This window comes from Amycolatopsis sp. WAC 04169, assembly GCF_003947535.1.
Lineage (GTDB): Bacteria > Actinomycetota > Actinomycetes > Mycobacteriales > Pseudonocardiaceae > Amycolatopsis > Amycolatopsis keratiniphila.
Genome location: NZ_QHJI01000005.1, coordinates 707,454 through 729,631, shown reverse-complemented (window position 1 = coordinate 729,631; position 22,178 = coordinate 707,454). Strand labels below are relative to the sequence as shown.

The 22,178-nt window shown below is 70.2% G+C and carries 24 protein-coding genes; 14 read left to right on the top strand and 10 right to left on the bottom strand.

What is annotated here, in order from left to right:
• Nucleotides 1-160: 160 nt before the first annotated feature.
• Nucleotides 161-1,312 carry an exonuclease SbcCD subunit D gene (locus DMC61_RS16145; protein ID WP_063277589.1) on the top strand — a complete coding sequence of 384 codons (1,152 nt, stop codon included), beginning with the start codon at nucleotides 161-163 and terminating at the stop codon, nucleotides 1,310-1,312.
• Nucleotides 1,309-4,260 (top strand): AAA family ATPase, encoded by a 2,952-nt coding sequence (locus DMC61_RS16140; RefSeq protein ID WP_125689925.1) that lies wholly within the window; start codon nucleotides 1,309-1,311, stop codon nucleotides 4,258-4,260. Before DMC61_RS16145 ends, DMC61_RS16140 begins: the two co-directional genes overlap by 4 nt.
• A gap of 84 nt (nucleotides 4,261-4,344) precedes the next feature.
• Here the strand turns inward: DMC61_RS16140 and DMC61_RS16135 are convergent, their stop codons facing one another.
• Nucleotides 4,345-4,845, bottom strand: a complete 501-nt coding sequence (locus DMC61_RS16135) for a methylated-DNA--[protein]-cysteine S-methyltransferase (protein WP_016337152.1) — start codon at nucleotides 4,843-4,845, stop codon at nucleotides 4,345-4,347.
• A gap of 10 nt (nucleotides 4,846-4,855) precedes the next feature.
• A complete protein-coding gene (locus tag DMC61_RS16130) occupies nucleotides 4,856-6,301 on the bottom strand; it encodes a DNA-3-methyladenine glycosylase 2 family protein (RefSeq protein WP_125689924.1) in 1,446 nt (481 codons plus the stop codon).
• 105 nt (nucleotides 6,302-6,406) lie between these two features.
• Between DMC61_RS16130 and ychF the strand changes: the two genes are divergently transcribed.
• Together ychF and DMC61_RS16120 are read left to right on the top strand one after the other, a co-directional pair.
• A complete protein-coding gene (gene ychF / locus DMC61_RS16125; protein WP_016337150.1) occupies nucleotides 6,407-7,489 on the top strand; it encodes a redox-regulated ATPase YchF in 1,083 nt (360 codons plus the stop codon).
• Between the two features lie 2 nt (nucleotides 7,490-7,491).
• Entirely contained in the window at nucleotides 7,492-7,809 is a 318-nt protein-coding gene (locus tag DMC61_RS16120; protein ID WP_125689923.1) for a hypothetical protein, read from the top strand.
• 1 nt (nucleotide 7,810) lies between these two features.
• Here DMC61_RS16120 and DMC61_RS16115 read toward each other — a convergent pair whose 3' ends face one another.
• Nucleotides 7,811-8,179: a hypothetical protein gene (locus DMC61_RS16115; protein WP_125689922.1), complete on the bottom strand. Its 369-nt coding sequence runs from the start codon at nucleotides 8,177-8,179 to the stop codon at nucleotides 7,811-7,813.
• Between the two features lie 42 nt (nucleotides 8,180-8,221).
• Here DMC61_RS16115 and DMC61_RS16110 point away from each other — a divergent pair, with 42 nt between their 5' ends.
• On the top strand, nucleotides 8,222-8,749 hold the full coding sequence (locus DMC61_RS16110; protein WP_125689921.1) for a hypothetical protein: 528 nt from the start codon (nucleotides 8,222-8,224) through the stop codon (nucleotides 8,747-8,749).
• A complete protein-coding gene (locus DMC61_RS16105; RefSeq protein WP_255431510.1) occupies nucleotides 8,746-9,960 on the top strand; it encodes a DUF6357 family protein in 1,215 nt (404 codons plus the stop codon). Before DMC61_RS16110 ends, DMC61_RS16105 begins: the two co-directional genes overlap by 4 nt.
• A gap of 83 nt (nucleotides 9,961-10,043) precedes the next feature.
• On the opposite strand, the gene DMC61_RS41430 is transcribed toward DMC61_RS16105, so the two are convergent.
• The gene (locus tag DMC61_RS41430) at nucleotides 10,044-10,187 is read right to left on the bottom strand and encodes a hypothetical protein (protein WP_199750000.1); all 144 of its coding nucleotides are present in this window, start codon (nucleotides 10,185-10,187) and stop codon (nucleotides 10,044-10,046) included.
• Nucleotides 10,188-10,289: 102 nt separating this feature from the next.
• Between DMC61_RS41430 and DMC61_RS16095 the strand changes: the two genes are divergently transcribed.
• Nucleotides 10,290-10,664, top strand: coding sequence for a hypothetical protein (locus tag DMC61_RS16095; RefSeq protein WP_125689919.1), 375 nt, complete (start codon nucleotides 10,290-10,292; stop codon nucleotides 10,662-10,664).
• A gap of 13 nt (nucleotides 10,665-10,677) precedes the next feature.
• Nucleotides 10,678-11,739 carry an ankyrin repeat domain-containing protein gene (locus DMC61_RS16090; RefSeq protein ID WP_125689918.1) on the top strand — a complete coding sequence of 354 codons (1,062 nt, stop codon included), beginning with the start codon at nucleotides 10,678-10,680 and terminating at the stop codon, nucleotides 11,737-11,739.
• 39 nt (nucleotides 11,740-11,778) lie between these two features.
• On the opposite strand, the gene DMC61_RS16085 is transcribed toward DMC61_RS16090, so the two are convergent.
• Nucleotides 11,779-13,140, bottom strand: a complete 1,362-nt coding sequence (locus DMC61_RS16085; protein ID WP_125689917.1) for a M20/M25/M40 family metallo-hydrolase — start codon at nucleotides 13,138-13,140, stop codon at nucleotides 11,779-11,781.
• A gap of 92 nt (nucleotides 13,141-13,232) precedes the next feature.
• On the bottom strand, nucleotides 13,233-13,607 hold the full coding sequence (locus DMC61_RS16080; RefSeq protein WP_125689916.1) for a hypothetical protein: 375 nt from the start codon (nucleotides 13,605-13,607) through the stop codon (nucleotides 13,233-13,235).
• 136 nt (nucleotides 13,608-13,743) lie between these two features.
• On the opposite strand from DMC61_RS16080, the gene DMC61_RS16075 reads away from it, so the two are divergent.
• The 3 genes from DMC61_RS16075 to DMC61_RS16065 are packed head-to-tail and all read left to right on the top strand — an operon-like array spanning nucleotide 13,744 to nucleotide 14,680.
• Nucleotides 13,744-13,947, top strand: a complete 204-nt coding sequence (locus DMC61_RS16075; protein ID WP_016337139.1) for a hypothetical protein — start codon at nucleotides 13,744-13,746, stop codon at nucleotides 13,945-13,947.
• Nucleotides 13,944-14,324 (top strand): type II toxin-antitoxin system death-on-curing family toxin, encoded by a 381-nt coding sequence (locus DMC61_RS16070; RefSeq protein WP_125689915.1) that lies wholly within the window; start codon nucleotides 13,944-13,946, stop codon nucleotides 14,322-14,324. The genes DMC61_RS16075 and DMC61_RS16070 overlap by 4 nt, the downstream gene beginning before the upstream one ends.
• Nucleotides 14,325-14,341: 17 nt before the next feature.
• Complete coding sequence (locus tag DMC61_RS16065) at nucleotides 14,342-14,680, top strand: helix-turn-helix domain-containing protein (RefSeq protein ID WP_125689977.1); 339 nt, start codon at nucleotides 14,342-14,344, stop codon at nucleotides 14,678-14,680.
• Between the two features lie 385 nt (nucleotides 14,681-15,065).
• On the opposite strand, the gene DMC61_RS16060 is transcribed toward DMC61_RS16065, so the two are convergent.
• On the bottom strand, nucleotides 15,066-15,356 hold the full coding sequence (locus tag DMC61_RS16060; RefSeq protein ID WP_125689914.1) for a 4a-hydroxytetrahydrobiopterin dehydratase: 291 nt from the start codon (nucleotides 15,354-15,356) through the stop codon (nucleotides 15,066-15,068).
• Nucleotides 15,357-15,431: 75 nt separating this feature from the next.
• Here DMC61_RS16060 and DMC61_RS16055 point away from each other — a divergent pair, with 75 nt between their 5' ends.
• From DMC61_RS16055 to DMC61_RS16045, 3 genes are read left to right on the top strand one after another with little or no spacing between them, the layout of a single operon-like run.
• Nucleotides 15,432-16,484: a thiamine ABC transporter substrate binding subunit gene (locus DMC61_RS16055; protein ID WP_125689913.1), complete on the top strand. Its 1,053-nt coding sequence runs from the start codon at nucleotides 15,432-15,434 to the stop codon at nucleotides 16,482-16,484.
• A 47-nt stretch (nucleotides 16,485-16,531) separates the two neighbouring features.
• On the top strand, nucleotides 16,532-18,109 hold the full coding sequence (locus tag DMC61_RS16050) for an iron ABC transporter permease (protein ID WP_125689976.1): 1,578 nt from the start codon (nucleotides 16,532-16,534) through the stop codon (nucleotides 18,107-18,109).
• Nucleotides 18,109-19,125, top strand: coding sequence for an ABC transporter ATP-binding protein (locus tag DMC61_RS16045; RefSeq protein ID WP_125689912.1), 1,017 nt, complete (start codon nucleotides 18,109-18,111; stop codon nucleotides 19,123-19,125). Before DMC61_RS16050 ends, DMC61_RS16045 begins: the two co-directional genes overlap by 1 nt.
• Nucleotides 19,126-19,185: 60 nt before the next feature.
• Here DMC61_RS16045 and DMC61_RS16040 read toward each other — a convergent pair whose 3' ends face one another.
• Genes DMC61_RS16040 through DMC61_RS16030 form a run of 3 tightly spaced genes read right to left on the bottom strand, consistent with a single transcriptional unit; the run spans nucleotide 19,186 to nucleotide 22,138 of the window.
• Nucleotides 19,186-20,064, bottom strand: a complete 879-nt coding sequence (locus DMC61_RS16040; protein WP_016337131.1) for an ABC transporter permease — start codon at nucleotides 20,062-20,064, stop codon at nucleotides 19,186-19,188.
• Complete coding sequence (locus DMC61_RS16035; RefSeq protein WP_063277575.1) at nucleotides 20,061-21,056, bottom strand: ABC transporter ATP-binding protein; 996 nt, start codon at nucleotides 21,054-21,056, stop codon at nucleotides 20,061-20,063. Before DMC61_RS16035 ends, DMC61_RS16040 begins: the two co-directional genes overlap by 4 nt.
• The gene (locus DMC61_RS16030; protein WP_016337129.1) at nucleotides 21,053-22,138 is read right to left on the bottom strand and encodes a DUF2092 domain-containing protein; all 1,086 of its coding nucleotides are present in this window, start codon (nucleotides 22,136-22,138) and stop codon (nucleotides 21,053-21,055) included. Before DMC61_RS16030 ends, DMC61_RS16035 begins: the two co-directional genes overlap by 4 nt.
• Nucleotides 22,139-22,178: the final 40 nt, after the last annotated feature.

The window sequence follows — 22,178 nt, the reverse complement described above, 5'->3', positions numbered from 1 at the left end:
CCGAGTCGGGGGACATCATGGCGGAAGCCACCGACAAAACCGGAGCGGCGCGGTCGCGCTCCGTATCTGACCTGCGCCGTCCCCGGCGTGTCGGAAAGCGCAGTGCCGCGAAGGGCGCGCCTCCGCTGTCCGGCCGGTGCGCGGCCCTACCTTGGGCTGCGTGAAGCTCCTGCACACCTCCGACTGGCATATCGGCCGCACCTTCCACGGCGCCGATCTGCTCGCCGAACAGGAAGCCGTGCTGAGTCATCTCGCCGAGCTCGTGGCCGCCGAGTCGGTCGACGTCGTGCTCGTTTCCGGCGACATCTACGACCGCGCGGTGCCCTCTGCGGAGGCCGTCCGCGTGGCCACGACGGCGCTGGGCCGGATCCGCCAGGCCGGGGCGAAGCTGGTGATGACCCCGGGCAACCACGATTCCGCGCCGCGGCTGGGCGCGTTCGCCGAATTCGCCGCGGCGGGCGGGCTGCACCTGCGTGCCACGATCGACGGGCTCGCCGAGCCGGTGCTGCTGCCCGACGAACACGGCGAGGTCGCCCTCTACGGGATCCCGTATCTGGAACCGGAGCCCGCGCGGCACGCTCTCGGTGTGCCGGAGGCCCGTGGCCACACCGGAGTCCTCACCGAAGCGATGCGGCGGATCCGGGAGGATCTCGCCGGGCGGCCGTCCGGGACGCGGTCGGTGGTGCTCGCGCACGCCTTCGTCACCGGTGGCGAGCCGACCGAATCCGAGCGGACCATCGCGGTCGGCGGCGTCGAGCAGGTGCCGGGTTCGGTGTTCGACGGCGTCGATTACGTCGCGCTCGGCCACCTGCACGGCCCGCAGACCCTCGCCGAGCACCTGCGCTATTCGGGCAGCCCGCTGGCGTACTCGTTTTCCGAGACACGCCAACGGAAATCGGTCTGGCTGGTGGAACTCGGCGCCGACGGGCTGGCCGAGGTCCGGCGCCACGAACTGCCGGTGCCGCGGCATCTCGCGATGCTGCGCGGCGAGCTGGCGGAGCTGCTTTCGGACCCGGAGCACGACGGACTCACCGAACACTTCCTCTCCTTCACGGTCACCGATCGGGTCCGCCCGATCGACGCGATGCGCAAGCTGCGCGAGCGGTTCCCGTACGCGGTGCACATGGACTGGCAGCCCGAAGGCGGGCACGACGGAGCCGCGCTGAAGTACGCCGAAGCCGTCCGCGGGCGGTCCGACGTCGAGATCACCCGCAGTTTCCTGGAGGACTGCCGGGGTTCCGCGCCGTCGGAGAGCGAGGAGCGGCTGGTGCTGGCGGCGCTGGGCGCGGCGGGCAGGGAGCGCGAAGTATGAGACTGCACCGGTTGGAGGTCGCCGCTTTCGGTCCGTACGCGGGCCGTGAGGTGGTGGACTTCGACGCGCTCGGCGCGGACGGGCTGTTCCTGCTGCATGGTGACACCGGCGCGGGCAAGACGACGCTGCTCGACGCGATCGCGTTCGCCTTGTTCGGCACCGTTCCCGGCGCTCGCGGCGAGGTCAAACGGCTGCGCTGCGACCTCGCCGAGCCGGACCAGGTCACCGAAGTCGTCCTCGAACTGACCGTGCAGGGCCAGCGGATGCGGATCGCGCGCAACCCCGAGTACCAGCGGCCCAAGCGCCGGGGCGAGGGGATGACCGTCCAGCAGGCGAAGGCGGTGCTGAGCTGGGTCGGCACGGTGCCCGCCGGCCACGTGGCCGAGGGCATCACGCGGATCGACGAGGTCGCGCGCACGGTCGAGCGGCTCATCGGCATGACGCACGAGCAGTTCTTCCAGGTGGTCTTGTTGCCGCAAGGCGAATTCGCGCGCTTCCTGCGCGCGAACACCGCCGAGCGCGAAGAGCTTCTGGAGCGCCTGTTCGGCACCGAGCGCTTCTCCGACGTCGAGGACTGGTTCGCGAATCTGCGCGCCGAACGCGGTCGCGAGTTGCAGGCCCGGCAGCAGTCGCTGCGGGAATGGGTCGCACGGTTCGCCCAGGTCGCGGGGCAGGAAGCACCCGAAGAGGGGCAGGCCGAGTGGGTCGGCGAGGTGCTCGCCGAGTCGGCGCGCCGTGTCGGCGAGGCGCAGGAACGCGACACGAAGGCTCGTACGGCGGCCAAGAAGGCCGAGGCCGTCTGGCAGGAGAACCGGTCCACCGCCGAGCGGATCCGCCGCGTGCGCACCGCGTACACGCGGCTTTCGGTGATCGCCGAGCAGGCGGACCAGCGGGCGGAGTGGGCGGAAGAGGTCGAGGCGGCCCATCGCGCGGCGGGGGTGGTCGCGGAGGCCGATCTCCTCGACCGCAGGCTGGACCAGCTCGCGGAGGCCGAAGCCGCCGAGGCTCTCCGCGCCCAGGAGGTTCCGGATGCTGCGGACAGTTCCGCCGCGGAGCTGCGCGCTCGGGCGGGCGGTCTGCGTGAAGAGGCGGGGGCGCTCGCCGAGCTCGTGGCGGAAAGCGAGCAACAGCACCAGGATCTGGCTCGGCGCGAGCAGCTGACCGCGGTCGCCGCCAAGGCGGAGAAGCAGGCCGAGGAGTTCGCCGCCGAGTTGGGGGCCGCGCCGGAGAAGGTCGCGGCTTTGCGTGCGGAAGCGGCCGCTGCCGCCGAGGCCGAAGCGAAGCTCGACGGCGCTCGCGCCCGTGTCGACGAGTTGACCGCGCTGGCCCGCGACGCCGACGAGATGCCTCGGGTGAAGCAGGCCGTCGAGCGGGCGCGTGTGGCGGTCAGCGAGGCCGTGGACGGTCATCAGCAGGCGCGGCAGCATCGTCTCGATCTGCGGGAGCGGCGTCTCGAAGGGATGGCGGCCGAACTCGCGGCCGGTCTCCACGCGGGCGAGGACTGCCCGGTCTGCGGGTCGACGGACCATCCGTCGCCGGCGACGCATACCGGTGGCCTGGTCGATCCCGAAGACGAACGCCGCGCCGAAGTCGCGGAGCAACAGGCGCATACGCGGCGCGAGAAGGCGAAAGCCGCGTTGCAGGAGGCCGAAAACCGCCTGACCGTGCTGATCGAGCGGTTGGGCGAGCACACCGCCGAGACCCTGCGGGCCGGGCTCGGCGAGGCGCGCGCTCTGGTCGCCACGCTGTCGGAAGCCGCTCGCCGAAGGCCTGATCTCGACACTCGGATCGGTGCCCTGGAACGGAAGATCGAGCAGCTGACCGAACAGCGCGGCGCGGCCGAGCGTCGTGCCGTCGAGATCGCGACCGAGGTGCGCGGCCTGGCGGAACGGCTGACCGAACGCGAGCGGCGATTGGAGAGCGCACGCGGGGAGTTCGCCGACGTCGCCGCCCGGCGACGGCATCTGCTCGGCTTCGCGACCCGCCTCGACGCGCTCGCCGAAGCGCGGCTGAGCGTCGCTGGTGCCCGAGAACGGCGTGACGAGCAGGCGAAACTGGTCAAGGAAGCGTTGCGGGCCAAGGGATTCGCCGATCTCGACGAGATGCGCGCCGCGGCGCGGCCGGAAGAGCAGATCACGAAACTGGAGGCCAGCCTCGCCGACGCGAAGGTGATGGAGCGGGCCGCCCGCGAGGAGCTGGCGCAGCCCGACCTGTTCGGCATCTCGCCGGAGGACGAGATCGACGTCGGTGCTTCGGCGGACGCGGCGCAGGACACGCGAGGCGAGGCCGAGCAGGCGCTCGTGGCGCTGCGAGCGGCCACGTCACGGCACGCCGACCTGACGAAACTGGCCGAGCGGATGACGTCGTTGATGGCGGATCTGGCGCCGGTCGAAGAGCGGTACCTGGAACTGAAGGCGCTCGCCGAGGTGGTCAACGGGCGCGGCCAGAACGCGCGGAAGATGTCGCTGCGTTCTTATGTGCTGGCCGCGCGGCTGGAGGAGGTCGCGGTCGCGGCGACCGCGCGCCTGCGGACGATGAGCCAGGGGCGTTACTCCTTCGTGCACTCCGACGCGGCCGGGGCGCGGGGCACCCGCGGTGGCCTCGGGCTCGACGTGCTCGACGACTACTCCGGCACCATCCGGCCCGCGAAGACGCTGTCCGGCGGCGAGTCCTTCCTCGCGTCGCTCTCGCTGGCCCTGGGCCTCGCCGACGTCGTCGCCGCCGAAACCGGCGGAGCGCTGCTGGACACGCTGTTCATCGACGAGGGCTTCGGCACGCTGGACGCCGAGACGCTCGACATCGTCATGAACATCCTCGACGAGCTTCGCGCGGGTGGGCGAGTGGTCGGGCTGGTGTCGCATGTGGAGGAGCTGCGGCAGCGGATCCCGACGCGGCTACGCGTGCGGAAGGCGCGTACGGGCTCTTCGGTGGAGATCCACGCCGCCTGACCCGCCCTCCCGCGCGCTAGGAAAGGCTCTTTCCTTGCAAAATTTGCAAGGAAAGAGCCTTTCATTGCATGGCCGGGCGCGAGATCAGGCCGCTTCGTGGGTCAGCAGCCACTGCTTCGCCGGAACGCCCCACCGGAAGTTCCCCACGCCGCCGCCGGTCCGCACCACCCGGTGACACGGCACGAACAGCGCCGCAGCGTTCTTCGCGCACGCCGACGCGGCCGCTCGCACCGCCGCCGGATTCCCAGCCAGCGCCGCGTACTCCGCGTAGCTCACCGGCTCACCTGCGGGCACCTTCCGCAGGATTTCCCAAGCGTGCTCTCGGAAAGCGCCGGACCGCTGCCGCACCTCGATGTCGGCGACGGCGTCCAGGTCGCCGTCGTGGTACCGGCGGATCGCGGTGCTCACCGGCCCCAAGTCCCGTCGCTCCTTCACCTCGCCGGGGGCGAGCGAAGGCGAGATCAGCGGCGTCAGTTCGGCGACGTCACCGGTCCAGCCCGAGGCGAGCACGGCCCCGTCGCCCGCCACCACGGCGGTGAACGGGCCGATCTTCGTGTCCATTGTGGACCAATACGCGATGCTCATCGATTTCCTTTCAAGCGCGCAGAAGGTACATTCCGGCGTACGAGGACCAGGGCTGCCAGGCCCGTCCGCGTTCGGCCAGCGTCTTTTCGTCGTCGGTGATGCCCAGCGCGGCCGCTCCACGGCGCAGCGCCGGGTCACCGGTCAGCAGGACGTCCGGCGCGCCGAGTACGCGCATCAGGACGTAGTCCGCGATCTCCGGCCCGATTCCCGGAAGTTCCAGCAGCTCCGCCCGCAACTCCAGGGGATCGCGGCCGACGTGGACCGAAACCTCGTCCGCCAGCGCGCGGGCCGCCGCGGCCACCCGTTCCGGGCCGTGTTCGGCGACCTGGGCAGCCGTCGGGAACAGCGTGGTCAGCCCTTCGAGTGACTCGTCGCAGCTGGGCACGCGTTCGCCGAGGCTCTCGGCGAGCGCGGCCGTCTCGGCGGGGGAGAGCATCGCGCGCAGCACGAGCTCGTCGCCGTCGACAGCGCCGGGCACCCGGATGCCGGGGATTGCTTCGACCAGCGGCGCGAGGGCAGGGTCGGCGCGGAGCACCCGCGCGACCGCCTCGGGGTCGGCGTCGAGATCGAGCAGGCGCCGCACCCTGGCCACCGCGCTGCTCAGGTCGCGCAGGTCGGTGAGCCGCAGGTCGCAGCGGACGTGGTCGTCCTTCGCCGTCAGCCACACCACGCCGGAGCCGTGCGCGAGCCGCAGCGTGCGGCCGTAGCCGGTCACGCCGGAATCGTCGCGCGTCACGTGCTCGACGCCGGGGACGGCCCGGTCGGCCAGGAAGTCCAGCACCCCGGCCGCGTCGAACGGCTTCCGGAACGGCAGCCGCAGGCTCAGCCGGGTCCCGGTCGGCAGCTCCTCGGCCTTACGGCGACGCAGGGCCGCCGTCCGAAGCTGCGAAGGCGTCGTCGCGAAGACCTCTCGGATCGTCTCGTTGAACTGGCGGACGCTGGAGAACCCGGCCGCGAACGCGACGTCGGTCAGCGGGAGCCCGGACATCTCGATCAGCAGCCGCGCCGAATGCGCGCGGTGTGCCCTGGCCAGCGCCAGCGGACCGGCGCCGAGCTCCGCGGTGAGGACGCGCCCGAGCTGGCGTTCGGAATAGCCGAGCCGCCGCGCGAGCCCGGGGACGCCGTCGCGTTCGACGGTGCCGTCCGAGATGAGCCGCATCGCCCGTGCGGCGAGGTCGGCCCGGATGTCCCAGTCGGGCGAGCCGGGGACCGCGTCGGGCAGGCAGCGTCGGCAGGCGCGGAAGCCGTGGGACTGGGCGGCCGCCGACGTCGGGTAGAAGCGGACGTTCTGCTGCTTCGGCGTCGACGCTGGGCAGGACGGGCGGCAGTAGATCCCGGTGGTGGAGACGGCCATGATGAACTGGCCGTCGAACCGGGAATCACGGGCGGCGACGGCGCGGTAACACCGTTCGGCGTCCCGCCACACGGCCCGCTCGGCCAGGGTCTGCTCGGTCATGACATCGATCGTGCCACCAGGTCGGAGGCGCGGCTGGCGGAAATCCGACACGGCGATCAAGGCCTCGGCGGATGGGGCGGCGGGCGGCACGTAGACTTCTGGCCCGTGAGTCTCACCCTCGGCATCGTCGGCCTGCCCAACGTCGGCAAGTCCACCCTGTTCAACGCGCTGACCCGCAACGACGTGCTCGCGGCGAACTACCCGTTCGCGACGATCGAGCCCAACGTCGGCGTCGTCCCGCTGCCGGACCCGCGGCTGGACAAGCTCGCCGAGGTCTTCGGGTCCGAGCGGACCGTGCCCGCCGTCGTGTCCTTTGTGGATATCGCGGGCATCGTGAAGGGCGCCTCCGAGGGGGCGGGGCTCGGGAACAAGTTCCTCGCGAACATCCGCGAGGCCAACGCGATCTGCCAGGTCATCCGCGTGTTCGACGACCCGGACGTGATCCACGTCGACGGCCGGATCGACCCGGGCAGCGACATCGAGACGATCAACACCGAGCTGATCCTCGCCGACCTGCAGACCTTGGAGAAGGCGCTGCCGCGGCTGGAGAAGGAAGCGCGGACCAAGAAGGAGAACAAGCCCGCGCTCGACAACGCGGTCAAGGCCAAGGAGATCCTCGACGCCGGGCGCACGCTCTTCCAGGCGCAGAAGGAGGTCGACTTCGAGGCGCTGCGCGAGCTGAGCCTGCTCACCACGAAGCCGTTCCTCTACGTCTTCAACGCCGACGAAGGCATCCTCACCGACGAGTCGCGCCGCGAGGAGCTGGCCAAGCTGGTCGCCCCGGCCGACGCGGTGTTCCTCGACGCCAAGGTCGAAGCCGAACTGCTCGAACTGGACGACGAGGAGTCCGTGCGCGAGCTGCTGGAGTCCGTCGGCCAGCACGAGCCGGGCCTCTACTCCCTCGCGCGCGCCGGTTTCCACACCCTCGGCCTGCAGACGTACCTGACCGCCGGCCCCAAGGAGTCGCGCGCCTGGACGATCCCGCAGGGCGCGACCGCCCCGCAGGCCGCGGGCGTCATCCACACCGACTTCGAGCGCGGCTTCATCAAGGCCGAGGTCGTCTCGTTCGACGATCTGATCGAGAACGGCTCGATGGCGGCCGCCCGGTCCGCGGGCAAGGTGCGCATGGAGGGCAAGGACTACGTGATGGCGGACGGCGACGTGGTCGAGTTCCGGTTCAACGTCTGATCATGCCCCGTGACGTCTCGTTCATCGATCGCTGGGGCGTGCAGATCGAGGACGACATCTCCGTCGAGGCCTTCGGCGCCCTGCTCGACGCGCTGAACGACGATGATGCCGAGCACGTCGTCGTCGACATCAACGACAGCGACGACTGGTTCGTCGAGTTCACCCGCCGCTCTGTCAGTTTCCAGCAGGCAGAACGCGGCGGGGAAGTCGTCGGGACCCTTGACTACGCCGACCGCGACGAGGCGCTCGCGATCGCCAAGGAGTTCATCGACGGCGACTTCGAGGCTCTTCGCGCACGCGCCTGGAAATCCGACGGGTGAATCACACGCCGTAGCGGTCCTGGAACATCTTCGCGGGTGCCTCGCCGTGCCGCGCCGTGTAGGCCGCCACGATCTCGTCCGCCACGTCCTCACCGGCCTGGAGACGGACCAGATACGGCACCACCCAGTGCAGATCCGCCTCGTCGAACTGCTCCGCCCAGTACGGACTGAGCCCGGTCCGCGACTCGTCGAGCACTGCGGAGATCGGAACCTGCCCTCCCGCGTTCACCGCATGCGGGCCCACTGAGATCGAGACGCGGGAAGCCGCCCCTGCGAGGTGCACGGCCACCTCCATGGGGTGCGGGTGGCGGCCGGGCGCCGTGCGTGCGATCACGAGGAACCGCAAGGGCCCCCGTTTCGTCTTCTTCATGCGGCCATTCGAGCACGCCGCCACGGACCGAGGACGAACCGCATGACGAGCCCCGCTCTCTCCCCGCTCGCCGGTGCCCTGGCGCGCACGGACTTCGCGGAGAGCTGGTACCGCTGGTGCGATGCCCGGCGCGACTGGGCGGCCGAGGCGACGGGTACCTACGACGAAGACTCCCTGCTGACCGCGAGCGGCGGTTTCGCCGCCCTCCCCGCGAGTGAGTTCATGCGGGCGTATCGCGTGGCCGGCGCCGAGGTCTCGCGGGGCTCGACAGGCCGTCGGTCGTTCACCGTGGAGGTCGCCGCCGGAGACGTCGTGTGCGTCCTGACGGTCCAACTCGGGCGTGGACTCAACTCCCAGGAGTGTCGCCTGGCCGTGTTCGCGGACGGTGAGCGGCAGGGGGAGCCCGAGATGTTGCACACGCTGGCGCTGGCCATCCGCCGTTCCCGGGGCGAGCCGGATCCGGAGCCGCCTTACCCTCGGCCGATCATCGGCAGCCGCAGTCAGCTGGAGGTCGTGTCGCGCGAGATCGTCGACGTTCTCGGCCAGGTCGCCCGGGGCTGGACGTCATGACCGAGGTGCTCCGAAGCCGCCTACCAGGCCAGAAAGCAAGGACGACGATGAGGCCACTGACCTTCAGTGATGACAAGGACAACGAGGAGAAGTGGGTTCCGGGCGGTGCCCGGTCCGCCCCCGACGCGTTCCGCGAATTCGTCGATCGGCACCGTGCCGAGGACAACGCGTCCTTCCGCATCGAGGACGAGGAGCACGAAGAGGCGCTGCTGCTCATGTTCGACGCCGGCACCATCTGCCGGATCAAGGGCGCACAGGATTCGCAGGTCGATTACCGCCTCGTCACCAACGGCGGCGACTACCGGAGCCAGGTGGCGAACTTCGTCCGCGGCGGTTTGACCGCTCTCGACCGCGGCGGGCCGTGGTTGCCGGACGTCGCCGCCCTCGACCGGGCGAGGCTCCGCTTCGAGTTCGACGGGTCCGTGTTGCGACGGACCCATCCGCGCGAGCTGCGCCGCCGCCTGGAGATCCTGACCGTCATCGACGGGCACGAGCCGACGACGGTCGACGGGGTCACGCACTACGGCTTCGGCAACGGCGGCGGTGACACGGTCAACGCCTGGTTCACCGCCGACGGGCGCGGCCTGGTGACGACGTTCGACCACACCGGCGCGCTCAACTTCTACGAGGACCCGCAGGCGCAGGCAGCCCTGTACGACGGCGTGCCGGCGGACCTCCTCGCCATGGTGAAGGACGCGCCCGAGACGGAAACGACGCTCGAGGTCGGCGGCCTGGTGGCCGCCAGCGGCGTCTTCACCTTCTCGGGCCCCTGTGCCATGGCGGAAGGACTGGTGTCCCGGCTGCAGGAGGCACAGCTGGGCATCACGGAAACGGGGGTCGGCTGGCTCCTGGAAGGCCTTCTCTCACTGGAGGACTTCACCCCCGCCGCGGTTGCGGAGGAAGTGGCGTGGTGGAGCGCCGAGGAAATCGAGAAGGGGTTCGTCGCGGGCGCTCAGGAACAGCCCGCCCCGTTCGATCAGGAGACGGTGGATCGCTTCTGCAGGATCTGGGCCGACTCCGGGTACAACGACCGCTGGGACGTGCACTACGTCCTGTTCGACGGCGACACGGGCGAGGCCAGGGACGAGCTCCTGGCCTTGGTCCGGACACTCGGACTCGAACGCGTCGATGCCCCGCCCGGAGCCCCCGACGGCGAAGTGTGGGTGCGCACCGATCCCCGGATCGACGCCGAACTCGAGCGCTGGTCGTAACCCGTCAGGGCAGGCCCGGACCTGTCGCCCGGCGGTTCGGATGAACACGGACAGGGTTTCCTGGTTTTGTTCTTCGTGCTGTTTCACGGCGGCGAGATCCGGAGCTTGGTGCAAGGCCTGAGCCGCGCGTGATCGGCCGCCGCCCCGCGTTTGTCCGATTCGGTGTGCGCGGCTCGCAACTCGTCGTCCGGTGCCGAGCGCTGCTTGAGGAACCACTTCGCGATCACGCCAAGGTGCCGGAGATCGCGACCACACTGGTCAGCACACCGTTCATGGCCGGGGATCGTAGGATCTCCGCGGTCGCACAGGAACCGGATCCGAGGAGAACAGTGCCGAACGACGCCACCGTCGATCTCATCGGATCGTTGGCCCACGCGATGGGACCGGTCGACGGATGGGAATCACTGGCGATGATCCTGGAATTCGGGGAAGGGTTCCGCAGTGCGTACGGATACGCGTACTCGCCCGGAGCCGCCATCACGCCCGTGGCCTGCGAGTGGCCGAGGATCGAAGCCGCGGTGGACGCGTACCTGGGCGGCTACTACCGGCCCGGCGACAAGTTGCCGGTGAAGATCCTCGTGCAGTTCGATCGCACGTCCGGGAAGTACGAGGTGACGTTCGAGGACACCGACGAGGACCGCTGGGCCGTGAAGCCGAAGAACTTCCGGATGATGCGCGAACAGCTTCGCCCGAAGTTCGACTGAGGAGAACAGCACGATGGCACGGAAGCGAAAGACCCTTCCCAAGGACTTCCAGGAGATGCTGACCTCGGCGTCGGTGGACGAGCTCAAAGCCGTCTTCGGCAAATGCGAGATAGACGCGCGGGGCGGCTACGCCAAAGGGACCGCCATCGGCTTCCCGCAGTGCCCGGACGAACTCGTCGTCTGGCTGACCGGGCAGGGGCTCGCCGTCGACACCCCGGACAGCTACGGCAGGACGCCGCTTCATACGCGGGCTTCCCGAGGTGCTTCGAAGCAGATTCCTTTGCTGCTCTCGCTCGGCGCGGACATCGACGCGGTCGACACCTCCGGGAAAACGCCGCTTCAGGCGGCGGTGGAGAGGCTGAGGACCGAGTCCGCGCGAGTGCTGATCGAGCATGGGGCGTCGACCGGGATTCTCGACAGGCGCGGTGACTCGTTGCTGATGCGATGCCTGATCAGTACGGAAAACGCCTACATCCCCGAGTGTGCCGAGATCGCGAAGCTGCTCATCGACCACGGAGCGAGCATCACGGCCGAGATGCGCGAAAAGGTCGAGCGGATCGGCAGTGGTTTCGAGTTCCACCGGGAGACCTTCAACCGGGACCTCCTCGAAGAGACCGACGCCGCGCTCAGTGAGCTGTACCGGATCTTCGACGTTGAGCCGGTCGCGCGGCGGTCGAAGCACGACGGGGTTTCGCCGATCGTCGTGCCCGACGGCTCCTGGCAGGAGCGGCACAAAGCGCTTTGGGAGCTTCTCGTGCCGTCGAGCGGCGCGGGCGCGACGGTGCAGTGCGAAGCCATCCGCGTCACCGGCCGGATCTCCGACGAGATGTTCCGCAACGGCGGGGCGAACTGGGACCGTGCCTATCGCGCGATGGCCGACGCGTTCCCGGGTTTCCTCGCGCAGGGCGAACCTCTCGCCGAAGAAGAACTCCGAGAAGCCAAGGAGATCGCCAAGCAGGTCCGGTCGGGCCGCGGGGCGGACGACCACCTCGATCGCTTGAGCGAGCTAGCCGTCACTTGGGTCGCGAAGAACCCGGCCCCGATCGCCTTGGGGCCGGTGGACTACACACGTTGAGGGGTGCCGGGTGCCCCCGATGAGGACACCCGGCGAGCCTCACTTCCGCAACAGGCTGTACGCGGCGGAACCGATCAGCTCCAGCGAAACCTGAAGCCGCTCAAGGGAAACGTTGTCCTTGATGGTGTCTTCCGGCGTGTGGTACGTCGGCTCCAGCAGCGCCGGGCCGGTTTCGCCACGCCAGCTGAAGTTGCCCGAAGCGATCCCGCGCTCGAAGAACGGCACGTGGTCGCTCGAACCGCGCGCCACCGGGCCCTTCACCCGCGGGTCGTAGCCGAGCCGTTTGGCGGCGGCGTTGACGGCCGCGGTCGTGGCGTTGTCGGCACCGTCGACCGAAAGCAGCCAGTAGGTGATCGCCGGGTCCCAGCTGGTGGCGACCATGTCGTTCTGGAAGCAGCCCGCGATTCGCTTCGCCTCCGGGTCGGACAGGTTCTTGACGTAGTGCCGCGAGCCGATCAGCCCGTACTCCTCCGAACCCCACAGCGCGAACCGCAGCGTCTTGTTCGTCGGCAGGTACCGCAGGACACGCGCCAGCTCCAGGCACAGCACGGTGCCGCTGCCGTCGTCGTTGGCGCCGGGGGAGCCGGGGACGCTGTCGTAGTGCGCGGTCACCATGACCACGCCTTCGTCCTTGCCGGGGAACGTGGCGGGCCGCTCGGCGATGACGTTGTACGACGTCAGGTTCTTGTGGTGGGTGGCCGTCGCCTTGACCGTGACCGAGCCCTTGGCGAGCCGTTCGCGCAGGCGCTCCACCTGCACCTGGGCCAGGCCCAGCACCGGGATGGTGACCGGGGTGGCGAGCGTCGGGGAGAACGCCGACAGCTTGCGGGCCGGGTCGGCGCCGATCCGGCCGAGCAGCACGGCGTCCGCTCCGCGCTGCGCGGCCGTCAGGTACGCGTCGGCCTTGTTCGCCACGGCGGCGATCAGCACGATCTTGCCGGTCAGGTCGTCGGGCAGGGTGCTCCCGTCACCGGCGTCGACGACGACGGCCTCGCGGGTGACGTCCTGCGCGCCCTGCGGCGACGAGCCGGTCTGCCAGCTGTCGCGTCCGATCGTCAGGGTGCCGAGGAACTTGTCGGCGATCGGGAACGGCTGCAGCGTGACCTGGTAGCGCAGCTCGCGAAGCACCTTCGCGATGTAGTCCCTGGCCCGCAGCTCGCCTTCGGTACCGGCGATCCGGGGGCCGATCTTGTCGCTGAGCACCCGCAGGTGCTCCAGCGCCCGCCGCGACCGCACCCGCGCGATCACGGGGTAGTCCCCGAACTCCAGCGACGGCGGGAACTGCGCGCCCGGACGTTGTTGCGTGGCCGCGGCGGCGGTGCCGGGGTTCAGCCCGATCGTCGCCGCGCCCGCCAGTGCCACCGCGCCCGCGAGCACCTCACGTCTGCGCAGACCTGCCATGGAACACCCCTCACTTCTCGAAGAAAACTCGTTCGAGTAGCTAAGAGTCACGAAGCCGCCAAGGCAACCTCCGATCGTCCCCTTTTTCCGGTTCAGCGCACGGCCACCCGGCGGTAGGCGCGGGAGACGGCGACGACACCGGTGACCGCCGCGGCGATCACCCCGCCGATGAGCAGCACGGTCCCGGCGAAGGGCCCGAAGTCGCCGACGTCCGCGAGCCGTCCCCAGAACGAGCCTTCGAGCAGCGCGCCGACGAGGATGAACACCGGCGCGGCGACGCCGAGGAAGAGGATCCACCGGTACCTGGCGGCCAGCGTCAGCACGAGGATCCCGGTCACGCCGAGGATGAACGGGCCGGGCGGGATGTCCGGGAAACCCGGGACGCCCGAGGCGATCTGGATGATCAGGCCGGCGACACCGACGAAGAGGAAGAAGGCGTTGGCGACGGCGGCGGTGGAACGGTCCATGGCGAGCTCCTCACTGGGTTTCAAGACCACTGAAGAGTCGCGCTCGCGACGGCCGAGGGCGTCGGCCCGGAAGCGGCAATCAGGCCTACGCGGTTTTGCGTACGCCGCACTGCTACCAAAGTGGTAGCATCGATCCATGGCCATGACCCTGAGGTTGAACGACGAGCAGGAGCGCGCGCTCGCCCTGCTGGCGGAGGCCGACGGCGTGAGCAAGCACGAAGCCACGGTTCGCGCCATCACCGAGGCCGCCGCGCGCCGCGTCCGCGACGATCGGGTCCGTGCGCTGTCGAAGGACGGCCGGGAGCGCTACGCCGCCTTGCTCGACCGTCTCGCCCAGTGATCGAGTACCTCACCGTCGAAGACCTCCTGGCGCTCGCGGAGGACCTCCGGGTGCCCAAGATCCGCGATCTCGGGCTGCTCGACTCCGCCGCGCACCGGCCCCAGTCCTCGTTGATGGGGCAGGACGCCTATCCGACGCTGCACGAGAAGGCGGCGGTGCTGCTGGAGTCGGTCGTGCGCAACCATCCGCTCATCGACGGCAACAAACGCCTGTCCTGGATGGCGACGTTCGTGTTCTACGGCCTCAACGGGTACGACCTCGACGCGCCGGAGGACGACGCGTACGACCTGGTGATCGCGATGTCCACCGGTTCGCGCACCCATCGGGAAGCAGCGGTCGAACTGGCGGCGTGGGCGAGGGTAACTTCGGACGGGTGAAGCCCTTGAGTCCAGACATGTTCGCGCCCGGCTGCCCGTCGAACCTGACCCCGTTCCGGATCGGCGACAAATGGGCGGGCCTGGTCGTGCTGTGCCTGGAAGAAGGGCCGCGCCGGTTCTCCGAGCTGCGGGTGCCCTTGAAGGGAGTCACGTCGAAGGTGCTCACGGAGACCCTCAGGGCTCTGGAGCGCGACGGCATGATCACGCGGACGGCGTACGACGAGACGCCGCCGCGGGTGGAGTACGAGCTCACCTCGCTCGGCCGGACGTTGTTCGAGCCGATGGAGGCATGCCGTGAATGGGCGGCGAAGCACCTTCCGGAGCTCGTCGCCGCCCGTGAGGCCTACTCGGGCTGAAGAGTTAGCCGAGCAGGCCGAGCACGACGATCGTCAGCAGCGTGATGGCCGCGGCGAAGGTGGTCACCCAGGCGCGCTGGGCGGCGGTGATGGAGGCGTTGTTCACGGCGGTTCCCCGGGGGAGAGAAGCGACAGGTCCGCCGGGAACAGCGCGTTGATCAGGCTCCGCGTTACCTTCGCGACGCCGCTGTGATCAAGATCACTGGTCGTGCTGGTGATGCCGCTCGCGCGCGGTGTACCAGAGCACTCCGGCGGCGGCCGCCACCATCGCGCCGAACGCCGAGAACCCCACCACGATCGCCTGCGTCATCACTCGTCCTTTCTCGTTGTGTCCCTACTGGGGTGACGTCCGAGAAGCGGAGTTGTGGCGCGGTCGTAGCGGACGTCACATGGCCGCGAGTACCCCGTCGATCTGCGACGCAAGCGAGAAGTCCTTCTCCGTCAGCCCTCCCGCGGAGTGCGTGCTGAGCCGGAACGTCACCGTCCGCCAGCGGATGTCGATGTCGGGATGGTGGTCGGCCGCCTCCGCCAGTTCGGCCACCTTGTCCACCGCTTCGATGGCCTTGGGGAAGCTCGGCAGCTTCGCCGTCCGCTCGATCGTCACACCGTCACGGGACCAGCCGGAGAGCTTGGTCACGGCTTCGTCGGCCTGCTGGTCGTTCAAGATTTCCGCCATGACTCCATGGTGGTACGCCGTCGGCTACGCTGCACGTTTGCCACGGGTCCCCCCTTGAAGAACGCAGGAGGCTAGATGAAACGCGCCCTCCGCACGGTCGTTGCGGCTGGCACGGTGGCCGCCCTCGTCGCGGGCTGCTCGCTCTCCGGGAACACGGGGAACGACCCGCAGGCGCCGGCGACGGTCACGCTCGTGACACACGACTCGTGGCTCGCGCCCCAGGAGGTCCTCGACGCGTTCGAGCGGCAGTCCGGGATCAAGATCTCCGTGCTCAAGCAGGGTGACGCCGGCGCGCTGACCAACAAACTGGTGCTCACCAAGGCGAATCCGATCGGTGACGTCGCGTACGGCATCGACTCGACGTTCGCCTCGCGCGCGCTCGCCGAGGGTGTTTTCGAGCAGTACACCAGCCCGGAGGCCGATCGCGGCCCGCAGCGCTACTCCGTCGACCCCGGGCACCGGCTCTCCGCGGTCGACCTCGGCGACGTCTGCGTCAACATCGACGCCCGGTACTTCGCGGACAAGGGGATCCCGGAGCCGAAGTCGTTCGCGGATCTGACCGACGCCAAGTACAAGGACCTGATGGTCGCCGAGCCCCCGTCGACGTCGTCGCCGGGGCTGGCGTTCCTGCTCGGCACCGTCGCCCAGTTCGGCGAGCAGGGCTGGCAGGGGTACTGGACGCAGCTGAAGGCCAACGGGCTCAAGACGGTCAGCGGCTGGGAAGAGGCGTACACCAAGGAGTTCTCCGGCTCGTCGGGCAAGGGCCCGCGTCCGATCGTCGTCTCCTACGCCTCCTCGCCGGCCGCCGAGATCGGCGACGACGGCAAGCCGCGGACGAAGGCGCTGCTGGACACCTGCTACCGCCAGGTCGAGTACGCGGGTGTGCTGGCGGGCGGCAAGCAGGTCGAGAAGGCCCGCAAGGTCGTGGACTTCCTGCTGTCCCAGCAGTTCCAGGTCACCGTAGCGAGCAACATGTACGTGTACCCGGCCCGACAGGGCGTCGAGCTCCCGCAGGGCTGGGCGCAGGCCGCGCCGCTGCCGCAGCAGCCGAAGACGCTCGAACCGGCCAAGATCCAGGCCGGGCGCGAGCAGTGGATCGCGCAGTGGCGCACGCTACTCGAAGGCTGAAAACCACCGGGCTGACCTTCCGAGGAGCCGGGCTGGCCGCACTCGCCGTGCCGCCGCTCGGTTTCCTCGTGGTGTTCTTCGCCTGGCCGGTCGCGGCGATCGTCGGCCGGGGCTTCGGCTCCGGCGGCGTCGGCACGGCCATCGGCGACCCGCTGACCTGGAAACTCGCCGGATTCACCGTCGCCAGCGCCGGGGTTTCGACGATCGTCGCGGTGCTGGCGGGGCTGCCGGTCGCGTTCCTGCTGGCGCGGGTGCGGCTGCCGGGGGTCTCGCTGGTCCGGACACTCGTGCTGGTGCCGTTCGTGCTGCCGACGGTCGTGGTCGGCCTGGCCTTCCGTGCGCTCTGGCCCGACGGCGGACTGCTGCCGCTGGTGCTGGCCAACGCCTTCTTCAACGTCGCGGTCGTCGCGCGCACGGTTTCCGGGCTGTGGAGCCATCTCGACCCGCGCACCGTGGACGCGGCCCGCGCGCTCGGCGCGTCGCCGTGGCGTGCCTTCCGTTCGGTGACGCTGCCCGCGCTCGCGCCGGCCATCGCGTCCTCGGCCGCGGTGGTCTTCCTGTTCTGTGCCACCAGCTTCGGGGTCGTGCTCATCCTCGGCGGGGCGAAGTACCGCACCCTGGAGACCGAGATCTACCTGCGCACGGTCGAACTGCTCGACCTCTCCGGCGCGGCCGCGTTGTCGCTGGTGCAGTTCGCCGCCGTCGTCGCCGCGCTCGTCGTCGGCGCGCTGGCCAGGCGGCGCCGGGAGAACGCGGTGCGGCTGCGTTCGGGGAGCGAGACCGCGCGGAGGCCGAGGGGCGGCGAGTGGTGGGCCGTGGCCGCCGGGCTCGCGGTGATCGCGCTCCTGATGACGCCGATCGTGGCGCTGCTGGTCGAGTCCGTGTCCACTTCGGACGGGTGGAGCCTCGCGGGTTACGAGGCGCTCGCCGGGCATGGCTCGCGTAACGCGCTCCAGGTCTCGGGCTGGGACGCGGCGTCGATGTCGCTGCGGACGGCGTTCGACGCGACGATGCTCGCGATGATCGTCGGCGTGCTGGCCTCGGTCGTGCTGGTGGCGTTGCGCCGTACGCCCGGCAGGCTGGCGCGGGGCATGGGCGAGACGATGGACGCCGCGCTGATGCTGCCGCTGGGGGTGTCCGCGGTGACCGTCGGGTTCGGCTATCTCGTCACGCTCGACGCGCTGCCGGGCGACCTGCGGACGTCGCCGCTGCTGGTCCCGCTCGCGCAGGCACTGGTGATCATCCCGCTGATCGTGCGGATGGTGCTGCCGGTGCTGCGGTCGGTCGACGTCCGGCTGCGGCAGGCCGCCTCGACCCTCGGCGCGAGTCCCGGCCGGGTGTGGCGCGAGATCGATCTCCCGCTGACGGCGCGTTCGCTGGTCGCGGCGGCCGGGTTCGGGTACGTGGTCGCGCTCGGCGAGTTCGGCGCGACGAGCTTCCTGGCCAGGCCGGACGCGCCGACGCTGCCGGTCGCCGTCGCGACACTGATCTCGCGGCCGGGGGAGCTGAACAACCAGATGGCCTACGCGGCCTGCGCGCTGCTCATGATCGTGACCGTGGTGGCGGTGGTGCTGATCGACCGGTTCGGCGCGGTCCGCGGGCAGAATTCGGTAGGGGAGTTCTAGTGTCGCTGTCGGTACGGGACTTGACCGTCCACTATGGATCTTTTGCGGCGGTGAAGAACGCCGGGCTGGACATCGCCGACGGCGAGGTGCTGGCGCTGCTCGGCCCGTCCGGTTCGGGGAAGTCGACGCTGCTGCGGGCGATCACCGGGCTGGAGCCGCTGACGTCGGGCACCGTGCGGTGGGACGGCGAAGACCTCGCCGGGGTCCCGGTGCACCGGCGGGAGTTCGGGCTGGTCTTCCAGGACGGGCAGCTGTTCCCGCACAAGGACGTCGCCTCGAATATCGCGTTCGGCCTGCGGATGCACGACGTGCCGCGCGCCGAGCACGCGGACCGCGTCCGTGCGCTGCTGGAGCTGGACGGGCTCGTCGGCTACGAGCGGCGGAGGGTGACCGAGCTGTCCGGCGGGCAGGCGCAGCGCGTGGCACTGGCCCGCGCGCTGGCGCCGGAGCCTCGGTTGCTGCTGTTGGACGAGCCACTGTCCGGTTTGGACGCCGGACTGCGGGAACAGCTGGCGATCGACCTCGCGGCCCTGTTGCGGCGCAGCAAGATCACCGCGCTGCTGGTCACGCACGATCAGGAAGAGGCGTTCACCCTCGCCGACCGCGTCGCCGTGCTCGAAGACGGCGAGATCCGGCAGGAGGGCGCGGTGCGCCGCGTCTGGCGGCAGCCGGTGGACGAGGGCGTGGCGCGGTTCCTCGGCGTGACCACGTTCGTCGACGGTGAGGCTTCCGGCGGTGTGGTGCGGACGCCGCTCGGCGAGGTCGCGCTGCACGACGTCGAGGACGGTGCGGTGCGGCTGGGACTGCGGCCGCACGGCCTGCGGGTTTCCTCCGATGGCGTCGAAGGCGAGGTCGTCGCGGTCGTGCATCGACGGGAGCACGTCCGGCTCGTGGTCGCTCCCGGCGGCGATCTGCCCACTGTGGACGCCGTCGCGCCGGTCACCGCCGATCTGCGTCCCGGTGACACGGTGCGGCTCGCGCTGGACCCGGACGGCGTCGCCCAACTCCGCAATTAGTCCTCTGAATGCGGTAGTTGCCCGCGCAACTACCGCATTCAGAGGACGAAACGCGAGGGGTCAGCCGTCCCGGGTGGTCAGGCGCGAGTAGGCGATCGAGAGCCCGATGACGATGTAGCAGGCGGCCCGCAGCGCACCCTCGCCGAGCATCGACATGTCCAGCGGGTCCATCAGCACCGCGGCCGGCGCCTGCGACCAATCCTTGTTGAGGAGGAACGGATGCAGCCACGAGACCGCGTCCAGGAAACCGAGGATGGTGAACACGATGGTCCCCGCCAGCACCGAGGCGACCACCAGCATCGGGTGCTCGGTGAACGACGAGATCGCGAGCGCGACCGCGCCGACCGCCCACAGCTGCAGGGTGATCCACAGCGCCACCACCAGCAGCCTGCCGAGTGCGTCCCACACGCTCAGCGTCGAACCGGTGAGGGTGAACATCGAGTCGGTGCCGCTGATTATCAGCCCGGTCACGAAACCGGTGAACGTCATCGCCAGCACCGCGACCACCGACACCGTCGCGACGCCGAAGGCCTTGATCGCGAGCAGCTTGCCCCGCCCGACCGGCGCGATCAGCCAGCCCCGCAGCGTGCCGTGCGCCGCCTCGCCGGCGATCGCGTCCGCTCCGGCCATCGCCGAAGCGAGCGGCAGGAGCAGCGCCAGCGTCATGGTCAGCGCCGCGACCGGCAGGATGAACCCGTTGTTCATCGCGGAGGCGAGCAGCGCGCCGTCCCCGCCGCCATTGCCGCCGTTGGCTTCCGCCGGGTCCACCAGTGTCAGCGCGACCCCGATGACGATCGGGATCAGCGCGAGCAGGCCCAGCACGGCCAGCGTGCGGGGCCGCCGGAAGATCCAGCGCAGTTCGGCGCGATACAGCCGGAGCAGGCCGATGCTGTCCCGGCCGGTCCTCGCCGCGGGTGCCGCGGCCAGAGCGTGGGTCACGACTCCCCCTCACCGTCTACAGTGGACTCCGGCTGGGTCAGCCGGGCGAACAGGTCCTCCAGGCCGGTCCGCGCCCGCGCCGCCTCGTGCACGGCCACCCCGGCCGTCACCAGATGACGCAGCACGTCGGGGGCCTCGGCGGCGGTCAGGTCCACGCGGACGCCGTCCGGCGTGAGCCTGCTGCCGATCCTGTTCTCCCGCAACGTCTCCACCGCGAGTTCGGCGTCCGGCGTCCGCACCAGCAGCGCCGCGTTCCCCGACTCCAGCAGTTCCGAGAGCTCGCCCTGGGCGATCACGTTCCCGGACTGGAGCACCGCGACGTGCGTGCAGGTCGCCTCGACCTCGGCCAGCAGATGCGACGACACCAGCACGGTGACGCCGTCGGCGTGCAGTTCGGCGATGATCCGGCGGATCTCCCTGGTGCCCGCCGGGTCGAGCCCGTTGGTCGGCTCGTCGAGCACGACCATCCGCCGCGGCACGAGCAGCGCGCTCGCCAGCCCCATCCGCTGCTTCATCCCCAGCGAATACCCCTTGTAGCGCCGGGTGGCGGCGTCGGTGAGGCCGACGCGCTCAAGCGCCGCGTCGACCGCCGCGGGGATCCCGGCCGAGGCCAGCCTCGGCTCGGCCGCGGCCACGCGCAGCAGGTTCTCGCGCCCGGAGAGAAAAGGGTGGAAACCCGGTCCTTCGACGAGCGCGCCGACGTCGGGCAGCGCGTGCGCCGCCTCGTCGGGCATCTTCTTGCCGAAGAGTTCGACCTCGCCCTCGGTGGGCCGCACGAGACCCAGGAGCATCCGGATGGTCGTCGTCTTACCCGAACCGTTGGGGCCGAGCATCCCCAGCACGGCGCCTTCGGGAACGTCGAGATCGACGTGGTCCACGGCCACCGTGCGGCCGTAGACCTTGCGCAGGCCCCTGGTGCGGGCCGCCATGGGTACCGCCGGAGCGGACGCCTCCTGGGAGGCGTCCGTCCCGGCTTCGAAAGTGGTGGTCACTTCGCGGCCAAAGCCTCGAAGAGGACCTGCTCCGGCACCGCGCCGACGGCGTAGCGGCCGTCGTCGGTCAGCACGCCGCTGCCGACCTTGGTGGTCACCAGCCAGCCGCTGCCCCAGGCACCGCTGACCGGCTTGGCGAACCGCGAAAGCAGCGCCTTCGGGTCGACCTGGCGGCCTTCCTCGTCCTTGGCCTGGCCTGCCTTGGCCAGCGCGTCGGCCGGGATCTTGCCCGTGATCGCGGTGTCCCAGCCGTCGCCGACGACCTTGAGGTCGGACTTCGCCTGCTCGGCCAGCTCACGGTTCTTCGGGTCGACCTCGGCGGTCTTCTCGGTCACCTTCGCGCCCTTCGGCGGGGTGAACTCGAAGTTCGACGCGGGCTGGGCCGCGAAGTTGATCTCGCTGAACGAGACCTCGAGCGCCGGGGACGAGGTGCCGTTGGCCAGCACCGTGACCCGCAGCGGAAGCCGGGTCTGGTCGTCGATCGCGACGCGGATCTCGCGCAGGAGCGTCCGCTCGGTCGGCTTCGGGGTCAGCACCAATTCGTACGCGGACCGGTTCGCCACCGAGGCCGTCCCGCTGACGGCGATCGTGCTGCTCTCGCGCACCTTGCCGAGCAGTTCCGACGCCACCGTGGCCGGGTCGACGTCCTTGCTCTTCTCCTGGTGCTCCTTGGCCAGCCCGTCCGGGATGGTGACCTTGGTGGCCGAGTTGTCCTTGGAGCTGTACTCCCAGACGGTCTGGCCGTTCCGGACGATGGTCTGCTGGCTGGAGCCCTCGGTGAGCGAAACCTTGCTCTTGCCCGCGCCGTCGGTGGAGATCTGCGCCGAGTCGACGTCGAGCGCCGAGACGCCGGGCAGGGTGCTGCCGACCTGAGGCAGGCCGAGGTCGTTGCTGACCTTGACCTTCCCGTCGAACGCCGACGGCTTCGCGTTGAGCGTCGACTGCACCAGCTCCTCGGCGCTGATCTGCGGCAGGACGGGCGCGTCGCCTGCGGTGGCCGGCATCGCGACGACGGCGAGGCCGCCGACGCCGAGCGCCGTACCCACCACCGCCGCGGTGATGGCCTTCCTCTTCGGATCCATGCTGTCTCTCCCTGTTTCCCCGAACCCCAGTGTGCTCGGG

Coding starts and splice junctions, on each gene's coding strand:
- DMC61_RS16140 (WP_125689925.1), top strand. CDS start 1,309: ATGAGACTGCACCGGTTGGAGGTCGCCGCTTTCGGTCCGTACGCGGGC.
- DMC61_RS16135 (WP_016337152.1), bottom strand. CDS start 4,845: ATGAGCATCGCGTATTGGTCCACAATGGACACGAAGATCGGCCCGTTC.
- DMC61_RS16130 (WP_125689924.1), bottom strand. CDS start 6,301: ATGACCGAGCAGACCCTGGCCGAGCGGGCCGTGTGGCGGGACGCCGAA.
- DMC61_RS16120 (WP_125689923.1), top strand. CDS start 7,492: ATGCCCCGTGACGTCTCGTTCATCGATCGCTGGGGCGTGCAGATCGAG.
- DMC61_RS16115 (WP_125689922.1), bottom strand. CDS start 8,179: ATGAAGAAGACGAAACGGGGGCCCTTGCGGTTCCTCGTGATCGCACGC.
- DMC61_RS16110 (WP_125689921.1), top strand. CDS start 8,222: ATGACGAGCCCCGCTCTCTCCCCGCTCGCCGGTGCCCTGGCGCGCACG.
- DMC61_RS16105 (WP_255431510.1), top strand. CDS start 8,746: ATGACCGAGGTGCTCCGAAGCCGCCTACCAGGCCAGAAAGCAAGGACG.
- DMC61_RS16090 (WP_125689918.1), top strand. CDS start 10,678: ATGGCACGGAAGCGAAAGACCCTTCCCAAGGACTTCCAGGAGATGCTG.
- DMC61_RS16085 (WP_125689917.1), bottom strand. CDS start 13,140: ATGGCAGGTCTGCGCAGACGTGAGGTGCTCGCGGGCGCGGTGGCACTG.
- DMC61_RS16080 (WP_125689916.1), bottom strand. CDS start 13,607: ATGGACCGTTCCACCGCCGCCGTCGCCAACGCCTTCTTCCTCTTCGTC.
- DMC61_RS16075 (WP_016337139.1), top strand. CDS start 13,744: ATGGCCATGACCCTGAGGTTGAACGACGAGCAGGAGCGCGCGCTCGCC.
- DMC61_RS16065 (WP_125689977.1), top strand. CDS start 14,342: ATGTTCGCGCCCGGCTGCCCGTCGAACCTGACCCCGTTCCGGATCGGC.
- DMC61_RS16060 (WP_125689914.1), bottom strand. CDS start 15,356: ATGGCGGAAATCTTGAACGACCAGCAGGCCGACGAAGCCGTGACCAAG.
- DMC61_RS16055 (WP_125689913.1), top strand. CDS start 15,432: ATGAAACGCGCCCTCCGCACGGTCGTTGCGGCTGGCACGGTGGCCGCC.
- DMC61_RS16030 (WP_016337129.1), bottom strand. CDS start 22,138: ATGGATCCGAAGAGGAAGGCCATCACCGCGGCGGTGGTGGGTACGGCG.